The organism is Microvirga sp. 17 mud 1-3 (genome assembly GCF_003151255.1).
Classification (GTDB): Bacteria; Pseudomonadota; Alphaproteobacteria; order Rhizobiales; family Beijerinckiaceae; genus Microvirga.
This window is the reverse complement of the sequence record NZ_CP029481.1, coordinates 1,640,949-1,658,099: the sequence shown is the minus strand read 5'-3', so window position 1 is coordinate 1,658,099 and position 17,151 is coordinate 1,640,949. Positions and strand designations below refer to the sequence as shown.

General features: G+C 67.5%; 14 protein-coding genes. 7 read left to right on the top strand and 7 right to left on the bottom strand.

Annotated elements, in window-relative coordinates; genetic code table 11:
• Positions 1–72: 72 nt before the first annotated feature.
• The 3 genes from C4E04_RS07760 to C4E04_RS07750 are packed head-to-tail and all read left to right on the top strand — an operon-like array spanning position 73 to position 3,774.
• Positions 73–1,929: a cation:proton antiporter gene (locus C4E04_RS07760; RefSeq protein WP_109596432.1), complete on the top strand. Its 1,857-nt coding sequence runs from the start codon at positions 73–75 to the stop codon at positions 1,927–1,929.
• A gap of 59 nt (positions 1,930–1,988) precedes the next feature.
• Positions 1,989–3,167, top strand: coding sequence for a VWA domain-containing protein (locus tag C4E04_RS07755; protein WP_109596430.1), 1,179 nt, complete (start codon positions 1,989–1,991; stop codon positions 3,165–3,167).
• 37 nt (positions 3,168–3,204) lie between these two features.
• Positions 3,205–3,774 carry a hypothetical protein gene (locus C4E04_RS07750; RefSeq protein ID WP_109596428.1) on the top strand — a complete coding sequence of 190 codons (570 nt, stop codon included), beginning with the start codon at positions 3,205–3,207 and terminating at the stop codon, positions 3,772–3,774.
• 192 nt (positions 3,775–3,966) lie between these two features.
• Here C4E04_RS07750 and C4E04_RS07745 read toward each other — a convergent pair whose 3' ends face one another.
• Together C4E04_RS07745 and C4E04_RS07740 are read right to left on the bottom strand one after the other, a co-directional pair.
• Positions 3,967–4,392 carry a universal stress protein gene (locus tag C4E04_RS07745; protein ID WP_109596426.1) on the bottom strand — a complete coding sequence of 142 codons (426 nt, stop codon included), beginning with the start codon at positions 4,390–4,392 and terminating at the stop codon, positions 3,967–3,969.
• A 120-nt stretch (positions 4,393–4,512) separates the two neighbouring features.
• Complete coding sequence (locus C4E04_RS07740) at positions 4,513–4,833, bottom strand: 2Fe-2S iron-sulfur cluster-binding protein (RefSeq protein ID WP_109596424.1); 321 nt, start codon at positions 4,831–4,833, stop codon at positions 4,513–4,515.
• Positions 4,834–5,149: 316 nt separating this feature from the next.
• On the opposite strand from C4E04_RS07740, the gene C4E04_RS07735 reads away from it, so the two are divergent.
• The 3 genes from C4E04_RS07735 to C4E04_RS07725 all read left to right on the top strand — a co-directional run bounded on the left by C4E04_RS07735 (position 5,150) and on the right by C4E04_RS07725 (position 10,851).
• Positions 5,150–9,901 carry a hypothetical protein gene (locus tag C4E04_RS07735; protein WP_109596422.1) on the top strand — a complete coding sequence of 1,584 codons (4,752 nt, stop codon included), beginning with the start codon at positions 5,150–5,152 and terminating at the stop codon, positions 9,899–9,901.
• 169 nt (positions 9,902–10,070) lie between these two features.
• Positions 10,071–10,454 (top strand): nuclear transport factor 2 family protein, encoded by a 384-nt coding sequence (locus C4E04_RS07730; RefSeq protein ID WP_109596419.1) that lies wholly within the window; start codon positions 10,071–10,073, stop codon positions 10,452–10,454.
• Positions 10,455–10,521: 67 nt separating this feature from the next.
• Positions 10,522–10,851, top strand: coding sequence for a DUF1330 domain-containing protein (locus C4E04_RS07725; protein ID WP_109596417.1), 330 nt, complete (start codon positions 10,522–10,524; stop codon positions 10,849–10,851).
• A gap of 36 nt (positions 10,852–10,887) precedes the next feature.
• Here C4E04_RS07725 and C4E04_RS07720 read toward each other — a convergent pair whose 3' ends face one another.
• Genes C4E04_RS07720 through C4E04_RS07705 form a run of 4 tightly spaced genes read right to left on the bottom strand, consistent with a single transcriptional unit; the run spans position 10,888 to position 14,854 of the window.
• Entirely contained in the window at positions 10,888–11,553 is a 666-nt protein-coding gene (locus C4E04_RS07720) for an ABC-type transport auxiliary lipoprotein family protein (RefSeq protein ID WP_109596415.1), read from the bottom strand.
• A 12-nt stretch (positions 11,554–11,565) separates the two neighbouring features.
• Positions 11,566–12,894: an MlaD family protein gene (locus C4E04_RS07715; RefSeq protein WP_109596413.1), complete on the bottom strand. Its 1,329-nt coding sequence runs from the start codon at positions 12,892–12,894 to the stop codon at positions 11,566–11,568.
• Positions 12,895–12,902: 8 nt separating this feature from the next.
• Complete coding sequence (locus C4E04_RS07710; protein ID WP_109596411.1) at positions 12,903–13,700, bottom strand: ABC transporter ATP-binding protein; 798 nt, start codon at positions 13,698–13,700, stop codon at positions 12,903–12,905.
• Between the two features lie 2 nt (positions 13,701–13,702).
• Positions 13,703–14,854 (bottom strand): MlaE family lipid ABC transporter permease subunit, encoded by a 1,152-nt coding sequence (locus C4E04_RS07705; protein ID WP_109596409.1) that lies wholly within the window; start codon positions 14,852–14,854, stop codon positions 13,703–13,705.
• A 79-nt stretch (positions 14,855–14,933) separates the two neighbouring features.
• Here C4E04_RS07705 and dgcA point away from each other — a divergent pair, with 79 nt between their 5' ends.
• Positions 14,934–15,917: an N-acetyl-D-Glu racemase DgcA gene (dgcA, locus tag C4E04_RS07700; protein ID WP_109596407.1), complete on the top strand. Its 984-nt coding sequence runs from the start codon at positions 14,934–14,936 to the stop codon at positions 15,915–15,917.
• Here dgcA and C4E04_RS07695 read toward each other — a convergent pair.
• Positions 15,887–17,065, bottom strand: a complete 1,179-nt coding sequence (locus tag C4E04_RS07695) for an MFS transporter (RefSeq protein WP_162559314.1) — start codon at positions 17,063–17,065, stop codon at positions 15,887–15,889. The genes dgcA and C4E04_RS07695 overlap by 31 nt on opposite strands.
• Positions 17,066–17,151: the final 86 nt, after the last annotated feature.

Here is a 17,151-nt window from a genome sequence, read left to right as displayed (position 1 = left end):
CCAAACGCGCGCATCTTTTCCTTGCGCTGCCGTTCCCCTTCCCGTCATGATGAAGAGAATCGGACGGAGCTTATGGCAGTCGCAATCGACCTTCACGCCTACCAGGAACCTATTCTTTTTCTCGCAACGGCCGGCATCGTCGTCCCCCTCTTCCACCGGCTCAGGATGAGCCCGGTTCTCGGCTATCTGGCCGCCGGGATGCTCCTCGGCCCGTTCGGGCTGGGACGGTTCATGCCGGCTCACCCCTGGATCGACTGGATCACCTTCAGCAATCCGGAGGGCACGTCACACATCGCCGAGTTCGGCGTGGTGTTCCTGCTCTTCACCATCGGCATCGAGCTGTCCTGGCAGCGCCTGCGCATCCTGCGGCGGCTCGTCTTCGGCTTCGGGTCCCTTCAGGTGATCCTCTGCGCCGTAGCTCTCGGCGCCCTAGCCTATCACCTCGTCGGCAACGTGGCCGGGGCGGCCCTGGTCGGGCTCGCCTTTGCGCTGTCGTCCACGGCCATCGTGATTCCGGTCATCGCCGAGCAGAAGCGCCTGAACACCTCCGTCGGCAGGGCGAGCTTCTCGGCCTTGCTCTTCCAGGATCTCGCGGTGGCGCCGATCCTGTTCAGCATCGCGGTCCTCGACACGGGCAAGCCGGAGGTCACGATGGCCTCCCTGGCCTGGGCTCTCCTACAGACGGCCCTGGCGCTGGCGGCCATCGTGGGCCTGGGGCGCCTGGTGCTGCGCCCCTTCTTCCAGCTCGTTTCGGCGACCAAGAGCCCCGAGCTCTTCATGGCCGCCTGCCTGCTCGTGGTGATGGTCACGAGCCTGGTCGCGGCCGCGAGCGGCCTGTCCATGGCGCTCGGCGCCTTCCTGGCCGGAGTGCTCCTGTCGGAAACCGAATATCGCCGCGCCATCGACGTGACCATCCAGCCCTTCAAGGGCCTCCTACTCGGCGTCTTCTTCGTCTCGGTCGGGATGAGTCTCGATCCCCTGCGCCTCCTGGAGGCACCACTCCTGATCCTGGCGGCCGCGACGGCGACGATTGCGATCAAGGGGCTCATCATTGCGTTCCTAGGGCGGCCTTTCGGCCTGAGCGCGCCCGATGCGGCCGAGACCGGGCTTCTTCTCGGCCCGAGCGGCGAATTCGGCCTGGTGATCCTCGGCAGCGCGATCGGCGCTCAGCTCCTTCCGGCCGAGATCGGCCGCAATCTCCTGGTCGTGACCACCCTCACCATGGTGGCCATCCCGCTCCTCGCCCGCCTGGGACGGCGCATCAGCCGCCGACTCGAACTCCGCCGCCCGCCCGATCCTACGCTCGCGGTCATGCCGCCGCCCGACGAGGCCGGCCGGGTGATCGTCGCCGGCTACGGGCGCGTGGGCCAGCTCGTGGGCGACATGCTGGAACGACACAAGGTCCCGTATCTGGCCATCGACATGGATCCCGCCCGCGTCGCAGCCGAGCGCCGGGCCGGAAAGCCGGTCTATTTCGGGGACGGGTCGTACCCGGAACTGCTCAAGGCCTGCGGCATCGAGCGGGCCCGCGCCCTCGTCATCACCCTCGACACGCCGAGCGCCATCGAGGGCGTGGTCAGCGCTGCCCGCAAGGAGCGCGCGGACATCACCATCGTGTCCCGCGCCCGGGACGCGAAGCATGCGGCCGAACTCTACAGGCGCGGCGTGGACGACGCCGTGCCGGAAACCATCGAGGCGTCACTCCAGCTCAGCGAAGCGGTTCTGACCGATATCGGGGTTCCCATGGGGCTCGTGATCGCGTCGATCCACGAGCGCCGCGACGAGTTCCGCACCCTCCTCAAGGAAAGCAGCACCCGGCGCGGCCCCGACCGGACCGAGTTCCGCGCCCGGCGCACGGTCGGCAAGGGAGCCCCATCGGCCGCGGAGCCCGCCCGGAGCGAACCGCCCCTGTCGCGCACCGCATCGTGACCTGCGGAGAAGACAGGATCGTCGCTTGACCTCGGCGGCGGTTGCCGGACACTAGCGCCATGTTCCTGACCTTCTTCACAGAGCTGCGCGCCGCCAAGATTCCGGTTTCCTTGAGGGAGTATCTGTCCTTCCTCGAGGCCCTGGATGAAGACCTCGCCGACAAGAAGGTGGAAGAATTCTACTATCTGTCGCGGGCCTGCCTGGTGAAGGACGAGCGTCACTTCGACCGTTTCGATCAGGTCTTCGGCCAGGTCTTCAAGGGGCTCGAAACCATTGGCCAAGGCGCCGACGAGTCGGCGGCGATTCCGGAGGAATGGCTGCGCAAGCTTGCGGAGCGCTACTTCACCGACGACGAAAAGCGGCAGATCGAGGCCATGGGCTGGGAGAAGCTCTGGGAGACGCTGCAGAAGCGCCTGCGGGAGCAGCAGGCGCGTCACCAGGGCGGCAACAAATGGATCGGCACCGCCGGCACGTCGCCTTACGGCGCCTATGGGTACAACCCCGAAGGCATCCGGATCGGCCAGGACCGGAACCGGAACTTTCGGGCCGTGAAGGTCTGGGACCGGCGGGAGTTCAAGGATTTCGACGACAGCGTCGAGCTCGGCGTCCGCAACATGCGCCTGGCCCTGCGGCGCCTGCGCCGTTTCGCCCGCACGGGCGCGCCGGAGGAGCTTGATCTCGACGAGACGATCCACGAAACCGCGCACAAGGGCTATCTCGACGTCCACTTACGTCCCGAGCGCCGGAATGCCGTGAAGGTGCTCCTGTTCCTGGATGTGGGCGGCTCCATGGACTGGCACATCGAGGCCGCCGAGGAGCTGTTCTCGGCCGCGCGGCTCGAATTCAAGCATTTCGAGCATTTCTACTTCCACAACTGCGTCTACGAGAATGTCTGGAAGGAGAACCGCCGCCGCTTCGACGAGAAGATCCCGACCCTCGACGTGATCCGCACCTATCCGTCCGATTACCGGGTCGTCTTCGTGGGAGACGCCTCCATGAGCCCCTACGAGATCAAGATGGCGGGCGGCTCCGTGGAACACTGGAACGAGGAGCCCGGCCAGGCCTGGATGGAGCGGATACTGCAGCACTTTCCCCACGCGGCGTGGCTCAACCCGGTGCCGCGGTCCCAATGGGGCTACACTCAGTCGATCACGCTCCTGCGCCAGATCTTCTCGGACCGCATGTTCCCGCTGACCCTCGAGGGTATCGATCTGGCGATGCGGGAGCTCGTGCGCTAGGACGGCAGGCACGCCCGCCCCGTTCCGTCGAGGATCCATGGCCCATACCTACACCCACAGCCCCCGCCCGGTCGGCGGACCGATCTCCTTCACGCTCAAGGGCGACAGGCTGACGGTCGATTCCGGACGCAAGGTCCAGGAAGTGCGGCTCGGGGCCGTCGAGGCGGTGCGTATGACCTACGAGCCCGGCCGCTTCGGCCAGAAGGTCTACCGCACCCGGATCCGCATGACGGACGGCAAGACCTTCGCGTTCTCGTCCCTGACCTGGCGCAGCCTCGTGGAAGCCAAGTCCCAGCCGGAGGAATACCGGTCCTTCGCACGGGCGCTCTTCTCGGCCATCGCGGCCGCCAACCCGCAGGCTCGCTTCCTGGCAGGCAAAAGCGGCCCGCTCTGGCTCGTGACCGCCGTCCTGACCGGAGCGTCACTCCTGGCAATGGCCTATCTCGTCTGGCGCGCCCTTCAAATGAACGCCACCGGCATCGCGCTCCTGGGCGGCCTGTTCGCCCTGATGGGAATCTGGCAGCTGGAGCCGCTGGTGCGCCTCAACCGCCCCCGCTCCTTCGACCCCGCGGCTCCGCCGGAGGAGCTTATGCCGCAGGAGGCATAACCTTCTGCCAAGATTACGGGACAACTCTCCGTCATTCCGGGGCCGCGCAGCGGCGCCCGGAACCCATAAACACTATCGTCACAGAATAAAGCGAGCGGCAATCGCAGCTTCTTGTTCTGAATCGCCAGTGTTTATGGGTTCCGGGCCTGGTCCTCCGGACCATCCCGGAATGACGAAGAAGGTTTGATTGCCTTACGTGCGCACCACCAGCACCGAGCATTTGGCGTGGCGCACGATGGCGGAGGCGTTGGAGCCCAGCAGGTAGGTGGCCATGCTCGGGCGGTGGGAGCCGACCACCACGAGGTCGGTGCCGGTCTTTTCCGCCTCGCTCAGGATCTCGCCATAGGTCGAGCCCAGACGCACCACCGCCGAGACGCGGTCCGCCGGCAGCTTCACGACCGCAGCGAGCTTCGCGAGCTTGCGCTCCGCATCGCTCTGCTGCTCCTCGTCGAAGGACGGAGGCACGAACTCCATGTAGGTGACCGGCACGATGGAGCGCACATAGATGAGCCGGATGGTGCCCTCGGAAGCCAGCGCCAGTTCCTGCGCCCGTTCGATGGCAGGCTTGGCGGCGTCGATCTCGGCGAGGTCGACGGGAACGAGAATCGTCTTGAACATGAAAGTCCCCTCTCGCGCGCCGTCACACGGCCGGCGTCCATACGCCCGGCCGGACGGCGCGGCTGACCGGAGAGGTTTAGCGCAGCTTGGCCTTGAGCCCAACCGAAAGGTGGGTTCAGGTCAGCCCTGGCGCGTGGGCGTGCGGACCACGAGCCCGTCGAGCTCGGGCCTGACGCGGATCTGGCAGGACAGGCGCGAGTTCGGCCGCACGTCGTAGGCGAAGTCGAGCATGTCCTCCTCCATCGGCTGCGGCGTGCCCGTCGCCTCCTCCCATTCCTCGTCCACGTATACGTGGCAGGTGGCGCAGGAGCAGGCTCCGCCGCACTCGGCCTCGATGCCCGGAACGCCGTTGCGGATTGCGGTCTCCATCACCGTCGATCCCTCTTCGGCTTCGACCGTGCGGGCCGTGCCCTCCCAGTCGATGAACGTGATCTTCACCATTGCAGACCTCTGACTGACGGCGCATACTTAAGTGAGCAGAGACGGAAAAACGAGAGACCGAAGGACACTCCCGGCCGTTTTCCTGCCGCATTTTGCCCGGCACTGCTGGTTACTGAGCCGTTAACGACGTTCTCAAGAGGCATGGGACATCGGGTTCCCATCCCTCGGCCCGGCAGCTAGACTTACTTGGTAAATGGCAGGTTACCGAACGTAAGCCTCAAAAGGGTTTTGCGGCTCGGACGAAGTCTCTACACGTGCGTTATCATTCGGCGCGTCCGGCGGCTTCAACCCCATCTGTTGCGTCACGAGGGCGATCATGGCGACCGAAAAGAAGAAGATGAAAGATCCGGCAGAGGCGGCCCTGTCCGCCGTCGAGCAGGCTTTGAACCTGGACGATGCCCTGCCCTCGACCTCCTCTCCGGAACGGTCCTCACACCTCGAGCCCGAGGAAGAGCCGCGCCTGCCGGATATCGACGATCACGATTTCACGAAGGGCCCCTTCGCCGATCTCGATCCCGATATTTCCAACGATTCCGCGAATTTCCGCGACACCAGGCCGGAGGACGCGCCCCGCTCCGGCTTCGTCGCTCCGGATCGCAGCACCGTCGCCAACGACGACCGGCAGAATGTCGGCGTTATGCTCCAGGCGCTCCAGGTTCGCCCCTCCGGACGCCCTTACGCAATCGCCACGCTCGCGTCCCTGCTCTGGCTCGGCGGCGCCGCCTTCCTGGTCTATTCCCAGGGCATCACGACGCCCGAGCAGTTGTTGGCCGCCTATAGCGTGCCGCAGCTCTCCGTTGCGGGCGCGGTGCTGATCGCCCCGGTCCTTCTCTTCTTCATCGCCGCCATGCTGACCGTCCGCTCGCAGGAGATGAAGCAGGTCGCCCGCGCCGTGGGCGAAGTGGCCGTGCGGCTGGCGCAGCCCGAGAGCTTCTCGACGGATGCCGTATTGTCCGTGTCCCAGGCGGTCCGCCGCGAGGTGGCCGCGGTGGGCGACGGCGTCGAGCGGGCACTGGCCCGCGCAGGCGAGCTCGAAACCCTGGTCCGCAGCGAAATCTCCACCCTGGAGCGCGCCTATTCGGACAATGAGATCCGCATCCGCTCCCTCATCGACGAGCTAGTGACGCAGCGTGAGGCCATCGTCACGAATGCCGAGCGCGTCCGCAGCGCGATCACGGGTTCGCACCAGAACCTGACCCAGGATCTCGACGCGGCGGCCGAGCGCGTCGTTTCGTCCGTTCATGGCGCGGGTGACCGCGTCACCTCCTCGCTTCAGGAGCGCGGCGAGCAGATCACGCAGGCCCTCGGCCGCGCCGGCGAGCGGGTGGTCGACGAAATGGCGACCCGCGGCGTCGAGCTTGTGGAGCGCCTCTCCGGCACGAGTGAAGAGATCAAGACCGGCATCGCCGAGGTCGGCGCCCACATCACGGGCGCCCTCGAAAGCAAGGCGCAGGACATCACGGGCGCGTTCGAGCGCACGGGCGACGTGCTCACCCGACACCTTCAGGAAGGCGCGAGCCAAGTCACGCGTACCCTGGCCGAGACCGGCCGCGGCGTGATCGAGGCCCTTGCCCAGCAGGGCAACGATGTGCGCGAGGCCTTCGAGCAGACCGCCCGCACCCTGGAGGACAGTTTCGCCCAGCGCGGCAGCGAGATCACCGAGAAGCTCGCCGCCACCGGCGGCGTGATCGCCGACGACATCACGGCCCGCACGGCCGAAATGCGCGACCAGATCGCCGCCGCCGGCACGTCCGTGGGCGAGGAGATCGTCCTGCGCGGCAACACGGTCCGCGAGCAGCTGGCCGAGACCGGCACCTCCATCGTCGAGGAGCTGACCGGCAAAGGCGAGACGCTGCGCACCGAGTTCGCCGGCACCGCCTCGGCCTTCCTGGAGGACATGGCCGCCCGGGGCCGCACCCTGCGCGAGCAGCTCGCCTCCACGGGCACCGAGGTCGTGGACGAGATCGTGGTCCGCGGGAACGAGTTCCGCGAGCGCCTGGCCACGACGGCGGGCGACGTCACCCGGGAAATCTCCCTGCGCGGCACCGAAGTCCGCGAGCAGCTTGAAGGCGCCGTGCGCCTCGCCGACGAGGCCATCGGCACCCGGGTCGAGGACCTGGCGTCCCGCCTCGAGACCGCCAGCCAGCGAGTCAGCGAAACGGTCACGGTCCAGGGCGAGACCCTGGAGGCCAATCTCACGGCGACCGGGGAGCGCATCGGCGCTCTCATGGATACCCGGATGGACGCGTTCCGGACCGAGTTCGAAACCCGCGGCCAGGAATTCTCCGAGACGCTCGGCCGCCATGCGGACGAGGCACAGACCCGTCTCGCCGGCACCGGCAAGGACATCGTCCTGGCCATCGCGTCCCAGGGCGCCCGTGTGAACGAGGCCCTGAACCGCACCGCCGAGAGCCTGACGCAGACCGTCGAAACCCGCAGCCGCGAGATGGAGGAGACCCTCGGCTCCCGCCTGACGGCCTTCGAGGACGTCATGAACCGCGGCGGCGACGTGGCCGAGCGCATCTCGCGCGACGTGGGCAGCCTGACGGAGACGATCAGCGGCCGCTTCGAGGAGATGGACCGCCTCATCACCGTGCAGGGCCGCGCCCTTGCCGAATCCTTCACCGAGCGGGCCCGCGAGGCCACGGGCGGCATCGAGACCCAGCTCACGGCTCTCGAAGAGCACGCCACCCGCCGCGCGTCGGAGATCACCGCCAGCTTCGACACCATCGTCGAGCGCGTCGACCAGACCCTCGGCGCCCGCGCCTCCGCGCTCAACGAGGCGCTCGTGGTGCGCACCGGCGAGATGGCGCGCGTCATGGCCGAAGGTGGCCGCGACGTGGCGAACGCCCTCCAGGCCCGCATGGACGAGATCGGCCAGGCGATTGCCGCCCGCAGCGGCGCCGTCGCCGAAACGCTCTCCAGCAAGGCCGACCAGATCGGCGAGACCCTGGGCGCCCATGCGGCGCAGCTCAACGAGACCCTCGGCACCCGCGCCGAGGAGATTGCCGGAACCCTCGACCAGCGCGTCGCCGCCTTCGAGGAGCGCGTCGTCAACCGCCTGTCCGGCGTCGCGGAAGCGATCGAGAACCGGGGCGAGGCCGTGCTCGGCTCGCTCGGCAACCGCATCGGCGAGATCCGCGAGATCTTCGACAAGCAGGGCACGACTCTGGTGGAGAGCCTGAGCCAGCGCGGCAGTGCCATCGGCAGCGAGATCGAGACCATCAGCCGGACCGCCCTGCGCGACCTGGAAGAGCGCAGCAACACGGTCATCGGCAGCCTGCAGGATCGCAGCAGCGCCATGCTCGCCTCCCTCCAGGAGCGCTCCATGGAGCTGACCGCCTCCTACGTGCAGTCTTCGGAGGCCCTGCGCGCCGCCATCGACGAACGCACGCAGAGCAGCGTCGCGACCCTGGTGGAGACCAACGAGCGCCTGCGCGGCGACCTCTCGGAGGTCCTCGGCCGCCTGAACGACGCCAACCGCCTGCTCCAGCAGGTGGCTGCGAGCGCCAGCGGCAATCTCGGCGCCATCGAGGACGGTCTCGCGGGCCGCGTCCAGCAGATCGAAAGCCTCCTGTCCGAGATCGCCACCCAGACCGGTCGCGCCTCCGACCAGGTCGCCGATCAGGTGGAAGCCCTGCGCTCCGTCTCGTCCGGCGCGATCCAGCAGGCGACTGACCTAGCCGAAACGCTCGATCAGCGCGGCCGCGCGCTCACGGACGGCGTCCGCGAGCAGATCCAGACCCTCAACGAGGCGGCCGCTTCGCTCGAGCGGGCGGAAGCGCGGGTCAACTCCGCCCTCGCGGGCCGCGAGGAGGCTCTTAACGACCTGCTGTCGCGCATCAACACCCGCTCGGAAGAGCTTGAGTCCGTCACCCGCTCCTTCTCGTCCCTGGTGGAGGGTTCCCTCCAGAACGCCGAGGCCAAGGCCCGCCAGGTCGGCACGATCCTGGCCGATACGGCCCAGAGCACGACCCAGGTCATCGGCGAGCAGTTCGAGCGCATCCGCACCTCCACGGGCGCGGAAGGCGAGCGCACGGCCGCCGCTCTCCGGGCCGCCTACGAGCAGGCCTCCACCGAGATGGCCGAAGCCCTCAACACGTCCACGGCCCGCTTCCGCGAGACCATGGGCGAATTGCGCGGCATGACGGCCCAGATCCAGCGCGAACTCGAAGCCACCCGGGCAGAACTGCGCCGCGGCGTCGTCGAGCTGCCGCAGGAGACCCAGGAGACCACGGCCAATATGCGCCGAGTCGTGGCCGACCAGATCAAGGCCCTGAACGAGCTCTCAGCCCTGGTCTCCCGTTCGAGCCGTGTGGTCGACGCGGTCCCGGCCGCCCAGGCCCGCCGGGTCAACGAGGCCTCGGTCGCCGCCATGGCGGCCGCGGTCGAGCAGCGTCCTGCCCCTGCCCCTGTCCCTGTCCCTGCCGCTGCCCCAGTCCAGGCTCCGGCGCCCGTCGTGGCCCGCCAGCCCGAGGCCGTGCAGGCTCCGGCGCCGGCCGCTCCTGCCCCGTCAGCGCCTGTCCGCCCGGCTCCGGTCGTGTCGCAGGTTCCGGCGGCCCCGCAGGCTTCGCCGACCGCCGAGCGGCCTGCAGCGCCCCGGCGCGAAGAGGCGGCCCGTGAGGCCGGCCGCGGCGGATGGCTCTCGGATCTCCTCAACCGCGCCTCGCGGGACGAGGCGACGGAGCCGAGCCGCACCGCCCGCCCCGACCGCTCGCGGCTGAACAGCCTCGAATCCCTCGATTCGATCTCGGTCGATATCGCCCGGATGATCGATCACGAGGCGGCCGTGGAATTGTGGGACCGCTACCGGCGCGGCGAGCACAACGTGTTCACCCGCAGGCTCTACACGATCCAGGGTCAGCAGACCTTCGACGAGATCCGCCGCAAGTACCAGCGAGACGCGGAATTCAAGCAGACGGTCGACCGCTACGTGGAAGAGTTCGAGCGCCTGCTCGCAGAAGTCTCCCGAGACGACCGGGACTCGATGCTGACCAAGACCTACCTGACCTCGGAGACCGGCAAGGTCTACACGATGCTGGCCCATGCCAGCGGCCGGTTCGGCTGAGCCTTAGGTTCTCACGGCACTTCAAGGAAAACGCGGCCTCAGGGCCGCGTTTTTCGTTTGAGCGGCCATCCGCGCTTTCATGACCTGTGACGTAATCGACCCGGTGGCCCCACTCCCGCATGGTTCCCCTGCCCCGACCGATCGGCCGGGCCCAAACAGGAGACCTCTCATGACCGACGCCACCGCCATCGCCGACCGCTACATCGCCGCCTGGAACGAGACCGACCCGGACATGCGCCGCCGTCTCCTGTCGCAGATATGGACCGAGGACGGCACCTATCGGGATCCCTTGATGCAGGGCGAGGGCCTCGACCAGATCGACACGCTGATCGCCGCCGTACACGAGCGCTTCCCCACCTTCCGCTTCGCCCTCACGGGAACACCCGACGGCTATGGCGACTGCATCCGCTTTTCGTGGGAGCTCGGGCCAGAAGGCGCGGACGGGATCGTCAAGGGAACGGATTTCGCCACCCTTCAAGGCGGACGCCTGAAGACCGTGGCGGGCTTCCTCGATCAGGTCCCGGCCCAGGCTCCCGCAGAAGCGGTCGCCTAGTTCCTCCCGGCTCAAGGGTCGCCGCGTGAGGCGGCCCTTCTCCCCTTATGTCACAAGGATTCTCGCCATGTCTGCCTACGCGGTCGGTCATCTCCGCAACGTCACAATGGGTCCCGCCATCGTGGAGTATCTCGAACGCATCGACGCGACCCTGGCGCCCTTCGGCGGCCGCTTCCTCATCCATGGCGGCCTGCCGGAGACCGTCGAAGGAACCTGGGAAGGACATCTCGTGGTCATCCAGTTTCCGGATCTGGAGCAAGTGCGCGCCTGGTACGCATCCCCGGCGTATCAGGCGATCCTGCGCCTGCGGACGGACCATTCGGATTCGGTCGTATTCTTCTGCGAAGGCGTGCCCGAACACCACCGAGCGACGGATGTGCTGGAAGACGAGGGGTAAAGCATGGACAAAGGTCGGCGCTCGCCGCCGGAGACCTTACGCCGGCGGCGAGCCGCCGGCCTGGTCGGGTTCCTCGCGCCGGGGGAGCCGGCTGCCGCTGACCCAGCGGACGATGTCGAGCATTACGACGGACAGGGCCTCGTCGAGGGATCGCGCCGCATTGGCGGCATCCACGGCCGCCACCGGGACCTGGCCCCGGAAGATCCGGCCGCTGACGATCCGACCGTTCGCGTCGTTCACGATTTTCACGGCGATCTCCACCACGGCCATGTTGTCCGGGGTCGAGACCTCGAAGCGCCGCAGCTCGGAGATGAGCTGCACGTCCGCGACGGCGCCGCTGCTCGGGCGGGAGACGCCGCGCAGCTGGGAGGCGTTCTCGAAGGTGTTGATCAGCCGCGTCTGGATGAGACGCGGGAGATTGTCGGCCCACTGCCCTCCTCCGAGGAACGTGATCGCCCCCGAGGCATCCTTCACGATGATCTGCTGGGTCGAGAGGGACTGAAGGGCGGCAGGCTCGTTGACCAGCACCTGCACGCCCGCGGCGCCCCGGATCCGGGAGGTCGGAGCCGAGAGGTCGTAGGTCGTGGGGGTCGGTCCCGACGAGCAGGCACCGGCCAGCATCGCCAGAACCGCCACCGGCGTGAGGCGCAGGAAAGACCGAACCCGGTCGGCTGAGGGGGAGAACACGGAGGACCTGTACATGCGGATCAGAGCTTAGCGGCGGCCATTGTATTCAGGCAGGTTTGGACGGCCACCGAAAATAAACTGCTGTGGATTACGCTCGATGCTGCGCACGGCCCGGCTGATGTCGTTGAGGGTCTTGCGGCCTTCCACGGCCAGAGCCTCGTACTCCCGCAGGCCCGAATCCGTGAACCGGCCGAGCCCCGTGAGCACGCCGGTGGTGCGCTCGTTGAGGTTATCCGCCAGCTCGCGGACCGAATTCGCCGCCTCCTTGATGGTCTCGAAGGCGCTCTTGCCTTCCTGGCCCGAGGCGGAGCCCAGGAACTTCTCAGCCCCGGCCAGCACCGCGTCGATCTTATCGGCGGACTTGTTGAGCTTCTCGGTGATGGAGCGCGCCTCCTGGATCGCCTTGTCCACGTCCGGGCTGCGGCGGCTCAGCATCTGGGTGAACACGTCCACATTGTCCACCGTCCGCCCGACCTTGGAAGGATCGACGGCCTTGGTCAGCTTGGTGATGTCGTCGAGGGCCGTATCGAGCTTGGGCGCAGCGTCGTTGAGCCGGGCCACGAGGCTCGCGGCGTCGCGCAGGGCGTCGTTGATGTCCTTCCGGCTGTCGGCCAGGCCCTGCGTGAAGGTATCCACATTCTCGACGATCTTTGCGACGCGCTGACGGTCGACGGCCTTGACCACCTCGTCGAGGTTGGTCGCGAGGGTCTCGAGCTTCTCGGCGAGCGGCCCGACCTTCTCGGCCGCCTGCCCGACCTGGGCCAGGAAGCGGTCGATGCCCTCGGCATTCTCGCCGAGGGCTTGGGAGAACCGCTCCACGTTCTGGACGGTCCGGTTGATGGACCCCTCATTGTCGGAAATCACGCGCCCTACGCGCTCCAGCACGTCGTCGGCACGCCGGGCGATGTTGCGCGCCGTCTCGATGAGGTCCTGGAAGTCGGAACGGTCGGCGAAGATCGTCGGCAGGGGCTGGCCAGGGCCGGCGACAAGCTGGGGCGAATTGGGCTCGCCTCCCGAGAGCGCAATGGTCGCGACCCCGGTCAGGCCCTGGTATTCCAGGCGGGCCCGGGTATCGGTGCGGATCGGGGTGCTGTTGTCCACCTGGACGATGGCCACCACCCGGCGCGGATCCTCGGGCAGGAGGCTGATATCCGTCACCTCGCCGACCCTCAGGCCGTTGAAGGACACGGTGGAGCCTTTCGAAAGGCCGGACACAGACCCTGAGAACACGATGCGGATGGCCTGGCGCGTCTGGCCGCGGTCGCCGCCGGAAAACCAGTAGACGAACCCGAACCCCGCCGCGATCACCGCCAGCGTGAACAGCCCGATCAATGCGTAATTCGCGCGCGTTTCCATTACAAACCTTAAGCGTCGCCAGCCATGACGGCGCGTGCCCGTTTCCCGTGAAAATAGGCGCGGAGCCAAGGATGATCCGATGCGAGCATCGTCTCGATGGGCCCTTCCGCCAGGATCTTGCCTTCCCCAAGGGCCGCGATTCGGTCGCAGACCGTGTGAAGGCTGTCGAGATCATGGGTTACCATGAATACCGTGAGCCCTAAAGTGCGTTGTAGCGTAGCAATTAGCTCGTCGAATTCGCCCGCGCCGATAGGGTCGAGGCCCGAGGTCGGCTCGTCCAGGAAGACAATGTCCGGATCGAGGGCGAGCGCCCGGGCGAGCGCCGCGCGCTTGATCATTCCGCCGGAGAGCTCGGAGGGCAGCTTGTCGGCGGCGTCCGGCTTGAGGCCGACCATCTCGATCTTGAGCATGGCGAGCTCGTCGAGGAGCCGGTCCGACAGATGAAGGAACTCCCGCATCGGAACCTGGACGTTCTGCTTCACGGTCAGGGCCGAGAACAGGGCGCCCTGCTGGAACAGCACTCCCCAGCGCCGCTCCAGGAGCCGGCGCTCGGAGGCGGAAAGCTCGTCGAGGTTCTGGCCCAGCACCTCGATGGTGCCGGCCCGCTTGGGCACGAGACCCAGGATCGCGCGGGTCAGGACCGACTTGCCCTGGCCCGAAGCTCCGACGAAGCCTAAGATTTCGCCGCGATAGACATCGAGGTCCAGGTCCTTGAGGATCGTTTTCTCGCCGAAGCCGACCTCCACGTCACGCACGCGGATGACCACTTCCCGGTTCTCGGCGGAGGGGGGACGGCGCGTATCCATGGTCAATACTTGATCGCTGCGAAGAACATGGCGAAGAGACCGTCGAGCACGATCACCATGAAGATGGCCTTCACGACCGAGGATGTCACGTGCCGGCCCAGCGACTCGGCGGATCCGGCCACCGCCACGCCCTCGAGGGTCGCGATGATGCCGATGACGAGGGCCATGAACGGGGCCTTGATGATGCCGACGAAAAAGGTGTTGAGAGCCAGCGCCGCCTTGAGGCGGGAGAGATAGACGTCTGGGCTGATGTCCCCGTAGAGCCACGCCGTGATGCCGCCACCCGAGAGCGCCGCGATGGACGAGATGAAGGTGAGGAGCGGCAGGCCGATCAACAGGGCGAGGATGCGCGGCACGATCAGCACCTCGATGGGGTCGAGCCCCATGACCCGCAGGGCGTCGATCTCCTCCCGCATCTTCATGGAGCCGATCTCGGCCGTGAAGGCCGAGCCGGAGCGGCCCGCGACCATGATCGACGTGAGAAGAACGCCGAGCTCGCGCAGGACCAGGATGCCGATCAGGTCCACCACGAAGGGCGTCGCGCCGAAGCGCTGGAGCTGGAAGATGCCCTGCTGGGCGATGATGCAGCCCACCAAGAACGAGATCAGCACGATGATCGGGACGCCCCGATAGGCGATCTGCTCCAGCTGGTTGACGACAGCCGTGCCGCGGAACCGCCGCGGATTGAGAATCACGCGGATCAGGGCCGAGACCAGCTCGCCCAGGAACGCCACACCGTCCACAAGATCCTTGCCGGCGCCCTGGACGGTCTTGCCCACGTCGACCAGGAAATCCATGACCTTCGAGTGCTGGACGACCTTCTTTTCCTGGAAGCCCCGATAGGCGACCTCGTCGAGCAGGATCTGCTGCTCCGGGGACGCATTGGCGAAATCCGCCGTGAGCCCCTTCTCGCCCAGCTCGTGCCGGGTGCGGTCGAGCACCCAGGCGCCGAGGGTATCGAGGCGCTCCACCTTGCCGAGGTCGATGATCACGCGATGATGGTCCGCGCCGGCCGCGATCTCCGCAGCCAGCGACTCCACCCGACCGGAATTCTCGGCGATCCAGTGCCCGGCGAGCTTCGCCGTCACCTGATCTCCGGCTCCGTCGATTTCGACTTGCGGCTCTTGAGCCAAGATGCTCTGCGCCACGATCATCCTTCCGGCATTGATTCCGTTTGGTGATAGCGTGTCGCCAAGGCACAAGTCGAGCCGAAGTTACGAGAAGAGGCCCAGAATGCGTCAGCTGTCCGTTACCGTCGACCGGTTCCCCATCGCGGGCAAATTCACGATCGCCCGCGGTTCCCGTACGGAAGCCGTCGTCGTCACGGCGACGATCCGGGACAGCGAGGCCGTGGGCCATGGGGAATGCGTGCCCTATGCCCGCTACGGCGAGACCGTCGAGGGGGTGGCTGCGGCCATCGAGGCCCTTCGGCCGCAGGTCGAGGCAGGCCTGACCCGCGAGGCCCTGCAGGCCGCCATGCCGCCGGGCGCGGCCCGCAACGCCCTCGATTGCGCCCTCTGGGATCTGGACGCCAAGCGCTCGGGCATCCGCGCCCACCTCACGGCAGGCGTGACCCGCTGGCCGCCGGCGACCACGGCCTATACGATCAGCCTCGACACGCCCGAGGCCATGGCCGAGGCGGCCGCAAAGGCGGCGGACCGGCCGATCCTGAAGGTGAAGTTCGGCGCCCCGGGCGGTGACCTGGAGCGGATTGCGGCCGTGCGCCGGGCAGCCCCCGATGCGACCCTGATCGCCGACGCCAACGAGGGCTGGACCGAGGACAACATTGCCGAGCACTTCGCGGCCTGCGCTGAAGCGGGCTTCGCCCTGGTGGAGCAGCCTCTTCCGGCCAAGAACGACGGTTTCCTGGGGACAATCTCCCGGCCGGTCGCCATCTGCGCCGACGAGAGCGTCCACGACCGGGCGAGCCTCGACCGGCTGGTCGGCCTCTACGACGCCGTGAACATCAAGCTCGACAAGACCGGCGGCCTCACGGAAGCCCTCGCCCTGGCGGATGCGGCCGAAGCCCGCGGCTTCTCGCTGATGATCGGCTGCATGGTCGGAACCTCCCTCGCCATGGCCCCGGCCATGGTGCTGGCGCCCCGCGCCCGCTTCGTCGATCTCGACGGCCCGCTCCTCCTCGCGAAGGACCGGGAGCCGGGCCTCACTTACGAGGGCAGCATCGTTTACCCGCCCGCCCCTGCTCTCTGGGGCTGAGCCTTCAGCATCCGGGACGCCACCAGGATGAGAACGAGGCCGATGGCGCCGAGCGGCGCCATGGCAGCGAAGACCGCCGCGCCGGCCTCCTTGTAAATCAGGCCGCTCGCGATGGTGGAGGCCGCCGTGAAAAGGGCCGCAAGGGACCCGTAGATGCCCTGTGCCCGGCCTCTAGCATGGAGCGGCGCCAGGGCCGTCAGGGCCGCCATGGCGCCGATATGCGAGGCCCCGAAGGTCAGGCTGTGCAGGGTCTGGAGGCCGAGCGTCAGGGCCGCGCCGGGGTGGAAGGACATCAGGGTGAAGCGGAATACGGCGGCAGCGGCCCCGATGGCGATGAGCCCGAGGCCCGAGCCGCGGCCGACTGCGTTGCCCAGGACCATGAACACGACGATCTCGGCGATGACGCCCGCGGCCCAGAAATAGCCGATGACCGAATCCGCAAAGCCCTGCGACTGCCAGTAGATGCTCGCGAAGGCGTTGAGCGCCCCATGCGTCCCCTGGGTCATGGCGGCCGCGATCATGACGATCCAGAGGACAGCCGGAAGGCCCTTAGCGGGTGCGCCAGCGCTGCCCCTTGCGGAAAGGTCGGCCCCGTGCGCCGGCACGGCCGAGATTGTCGCGGCCATGCATAGGAGCGGGATGACCGTGAGGGCCGCGAGGACGATATCCGCTCCGAAAGCTCCGACCAGGTAGCCGGCCACGATGTTGGCGATGAAGAACGAAATCGAGCCGAAACCGCGCAGCCGCCCGTAATGCAGGCGCGGATCGTTCTGGACCGCCGCCGTGGTCACCAGGTCGTTCCCCGGGATCACGGCCGCTTGCGCGATGGCCACCAGGGCCACGAGGGCGATGATCGTCGCGCTGTCCTGCGCGAACATCAGGAGCGGGAACACAACCATCTGCCCCAGATGGCTCGCGAGCAGCAGCCGGCGCGGCCCGAAGGAGCGGTCCGCAAGGCTGAGCAGGGGCGCCGTGGCCAGGATCCTCACCATGATGGGGATGGCCACCACGATGCCGATCACCGCCGGGTCCAAGTCCCGGCTCTTCAGCCAGATGGGAAAGAACGGCAAATAGAAGCCGTGGCTGAAGAAGCTCGCAGCATGAAGGGCCGACAGGCGGACCGAGGCGGCGGAAAAGGGCAAGGGCACGGCGTAAGGTCGTTGATAACGTAAGGGAAGGCCTTGAGCTGTCGCCGGCTTTCGGCCCATTCATGGACCGAGAATCGGGGCCGCGA

Coding starts and splice junctions, on each gene's coding strand:
- C4E04_RS07750 (WP_109596428.1), top strand. CDS start 3,205: ATGGCCCATACCTACACCCACAGCCCCCGCCCGGTCGGCGGACCGATC.
- dgcA (WP_109596407.1), top strand. CDS start 14,934: ATGCGTCAGCTGTCCGTTACCGTCGACCGGTTCCCCATCGCGGGCAAA.
- C4E04_RS07755 (WP_109596430.1), top strand. CDS start 1,989: ATGTTCCTGACCTTCTTCACAGAGCTGCGCGCCGCCAAGATTCCGGTT.
- C4E04_RS07720 (WP_109596415.1), bottom strand. CDS start 11,553: ATGTACAGGTCCTCCGTGTTCTCCCCCTCAGCCGACCGGGTTCGGTCT.
- C4E04_RS07745 (WP_109596426.1), bottom strand. CDS start 4,392: ATGTTCAAGACGATTCTCGTTCCCGTCGACCTCGCCGAGATCGACGCC.
- C4E04_RS07715 (WP_109596413.1), bottom strand. CDS start 12,894: ATGGAAACGCGCGCGAATTACGCATTGATCGGGCTGTTCACGCTGGCG.
- C4E04_RS07740 (WP_109596424.1), bottom strand. CDS start 4,833: ATGGTGAAGATCACGTTCATCGACTGGGAGGGCACGGCCCGCACGGTC.
- C4E04_RS07730 (WP_109596419.1), top strand. CDS start 10,071: ATGACCGACGCCACCGCCATCGCCGACCGCTACATCGCCGCCTGGAAC.
- C4E04_RS07725 (WP_109596417.1), top strand. CDS start 10,522: ATGTCTGCCTACGCGGTCGGTCATCTCCGCAACGTCACAATGGGTCCC.
- C4E04_RS07760 (WP_109596432.1), top strand. CDS start 73: ATGGCAGTCGCAATCGACCTTCACGCCTACCAGGAACCTATTCTTTTT.
- C4E04_RS07705 (WP_109596409.1), bottom strand. CDS start 14,854: ATGATCGTGGCGCAGAGCATCTTGGCTCAAGAGCCGCAAGTCGAAATC.
- C4E04_RS07710 (WP_109596411.1), bottom strand. CDS start 13,700: ATGGATACGCGCCGTCCCCCCTCCGCCGAGAACCGGGAAGTGGTCATC.
- C4E04_RS07735 (WP_109596422.1), top strand. CDS start 5,150: ATGGCGACCGAAAAGAAGAAGATGAAAGATCCGGCAGAGGCGGCCCTG.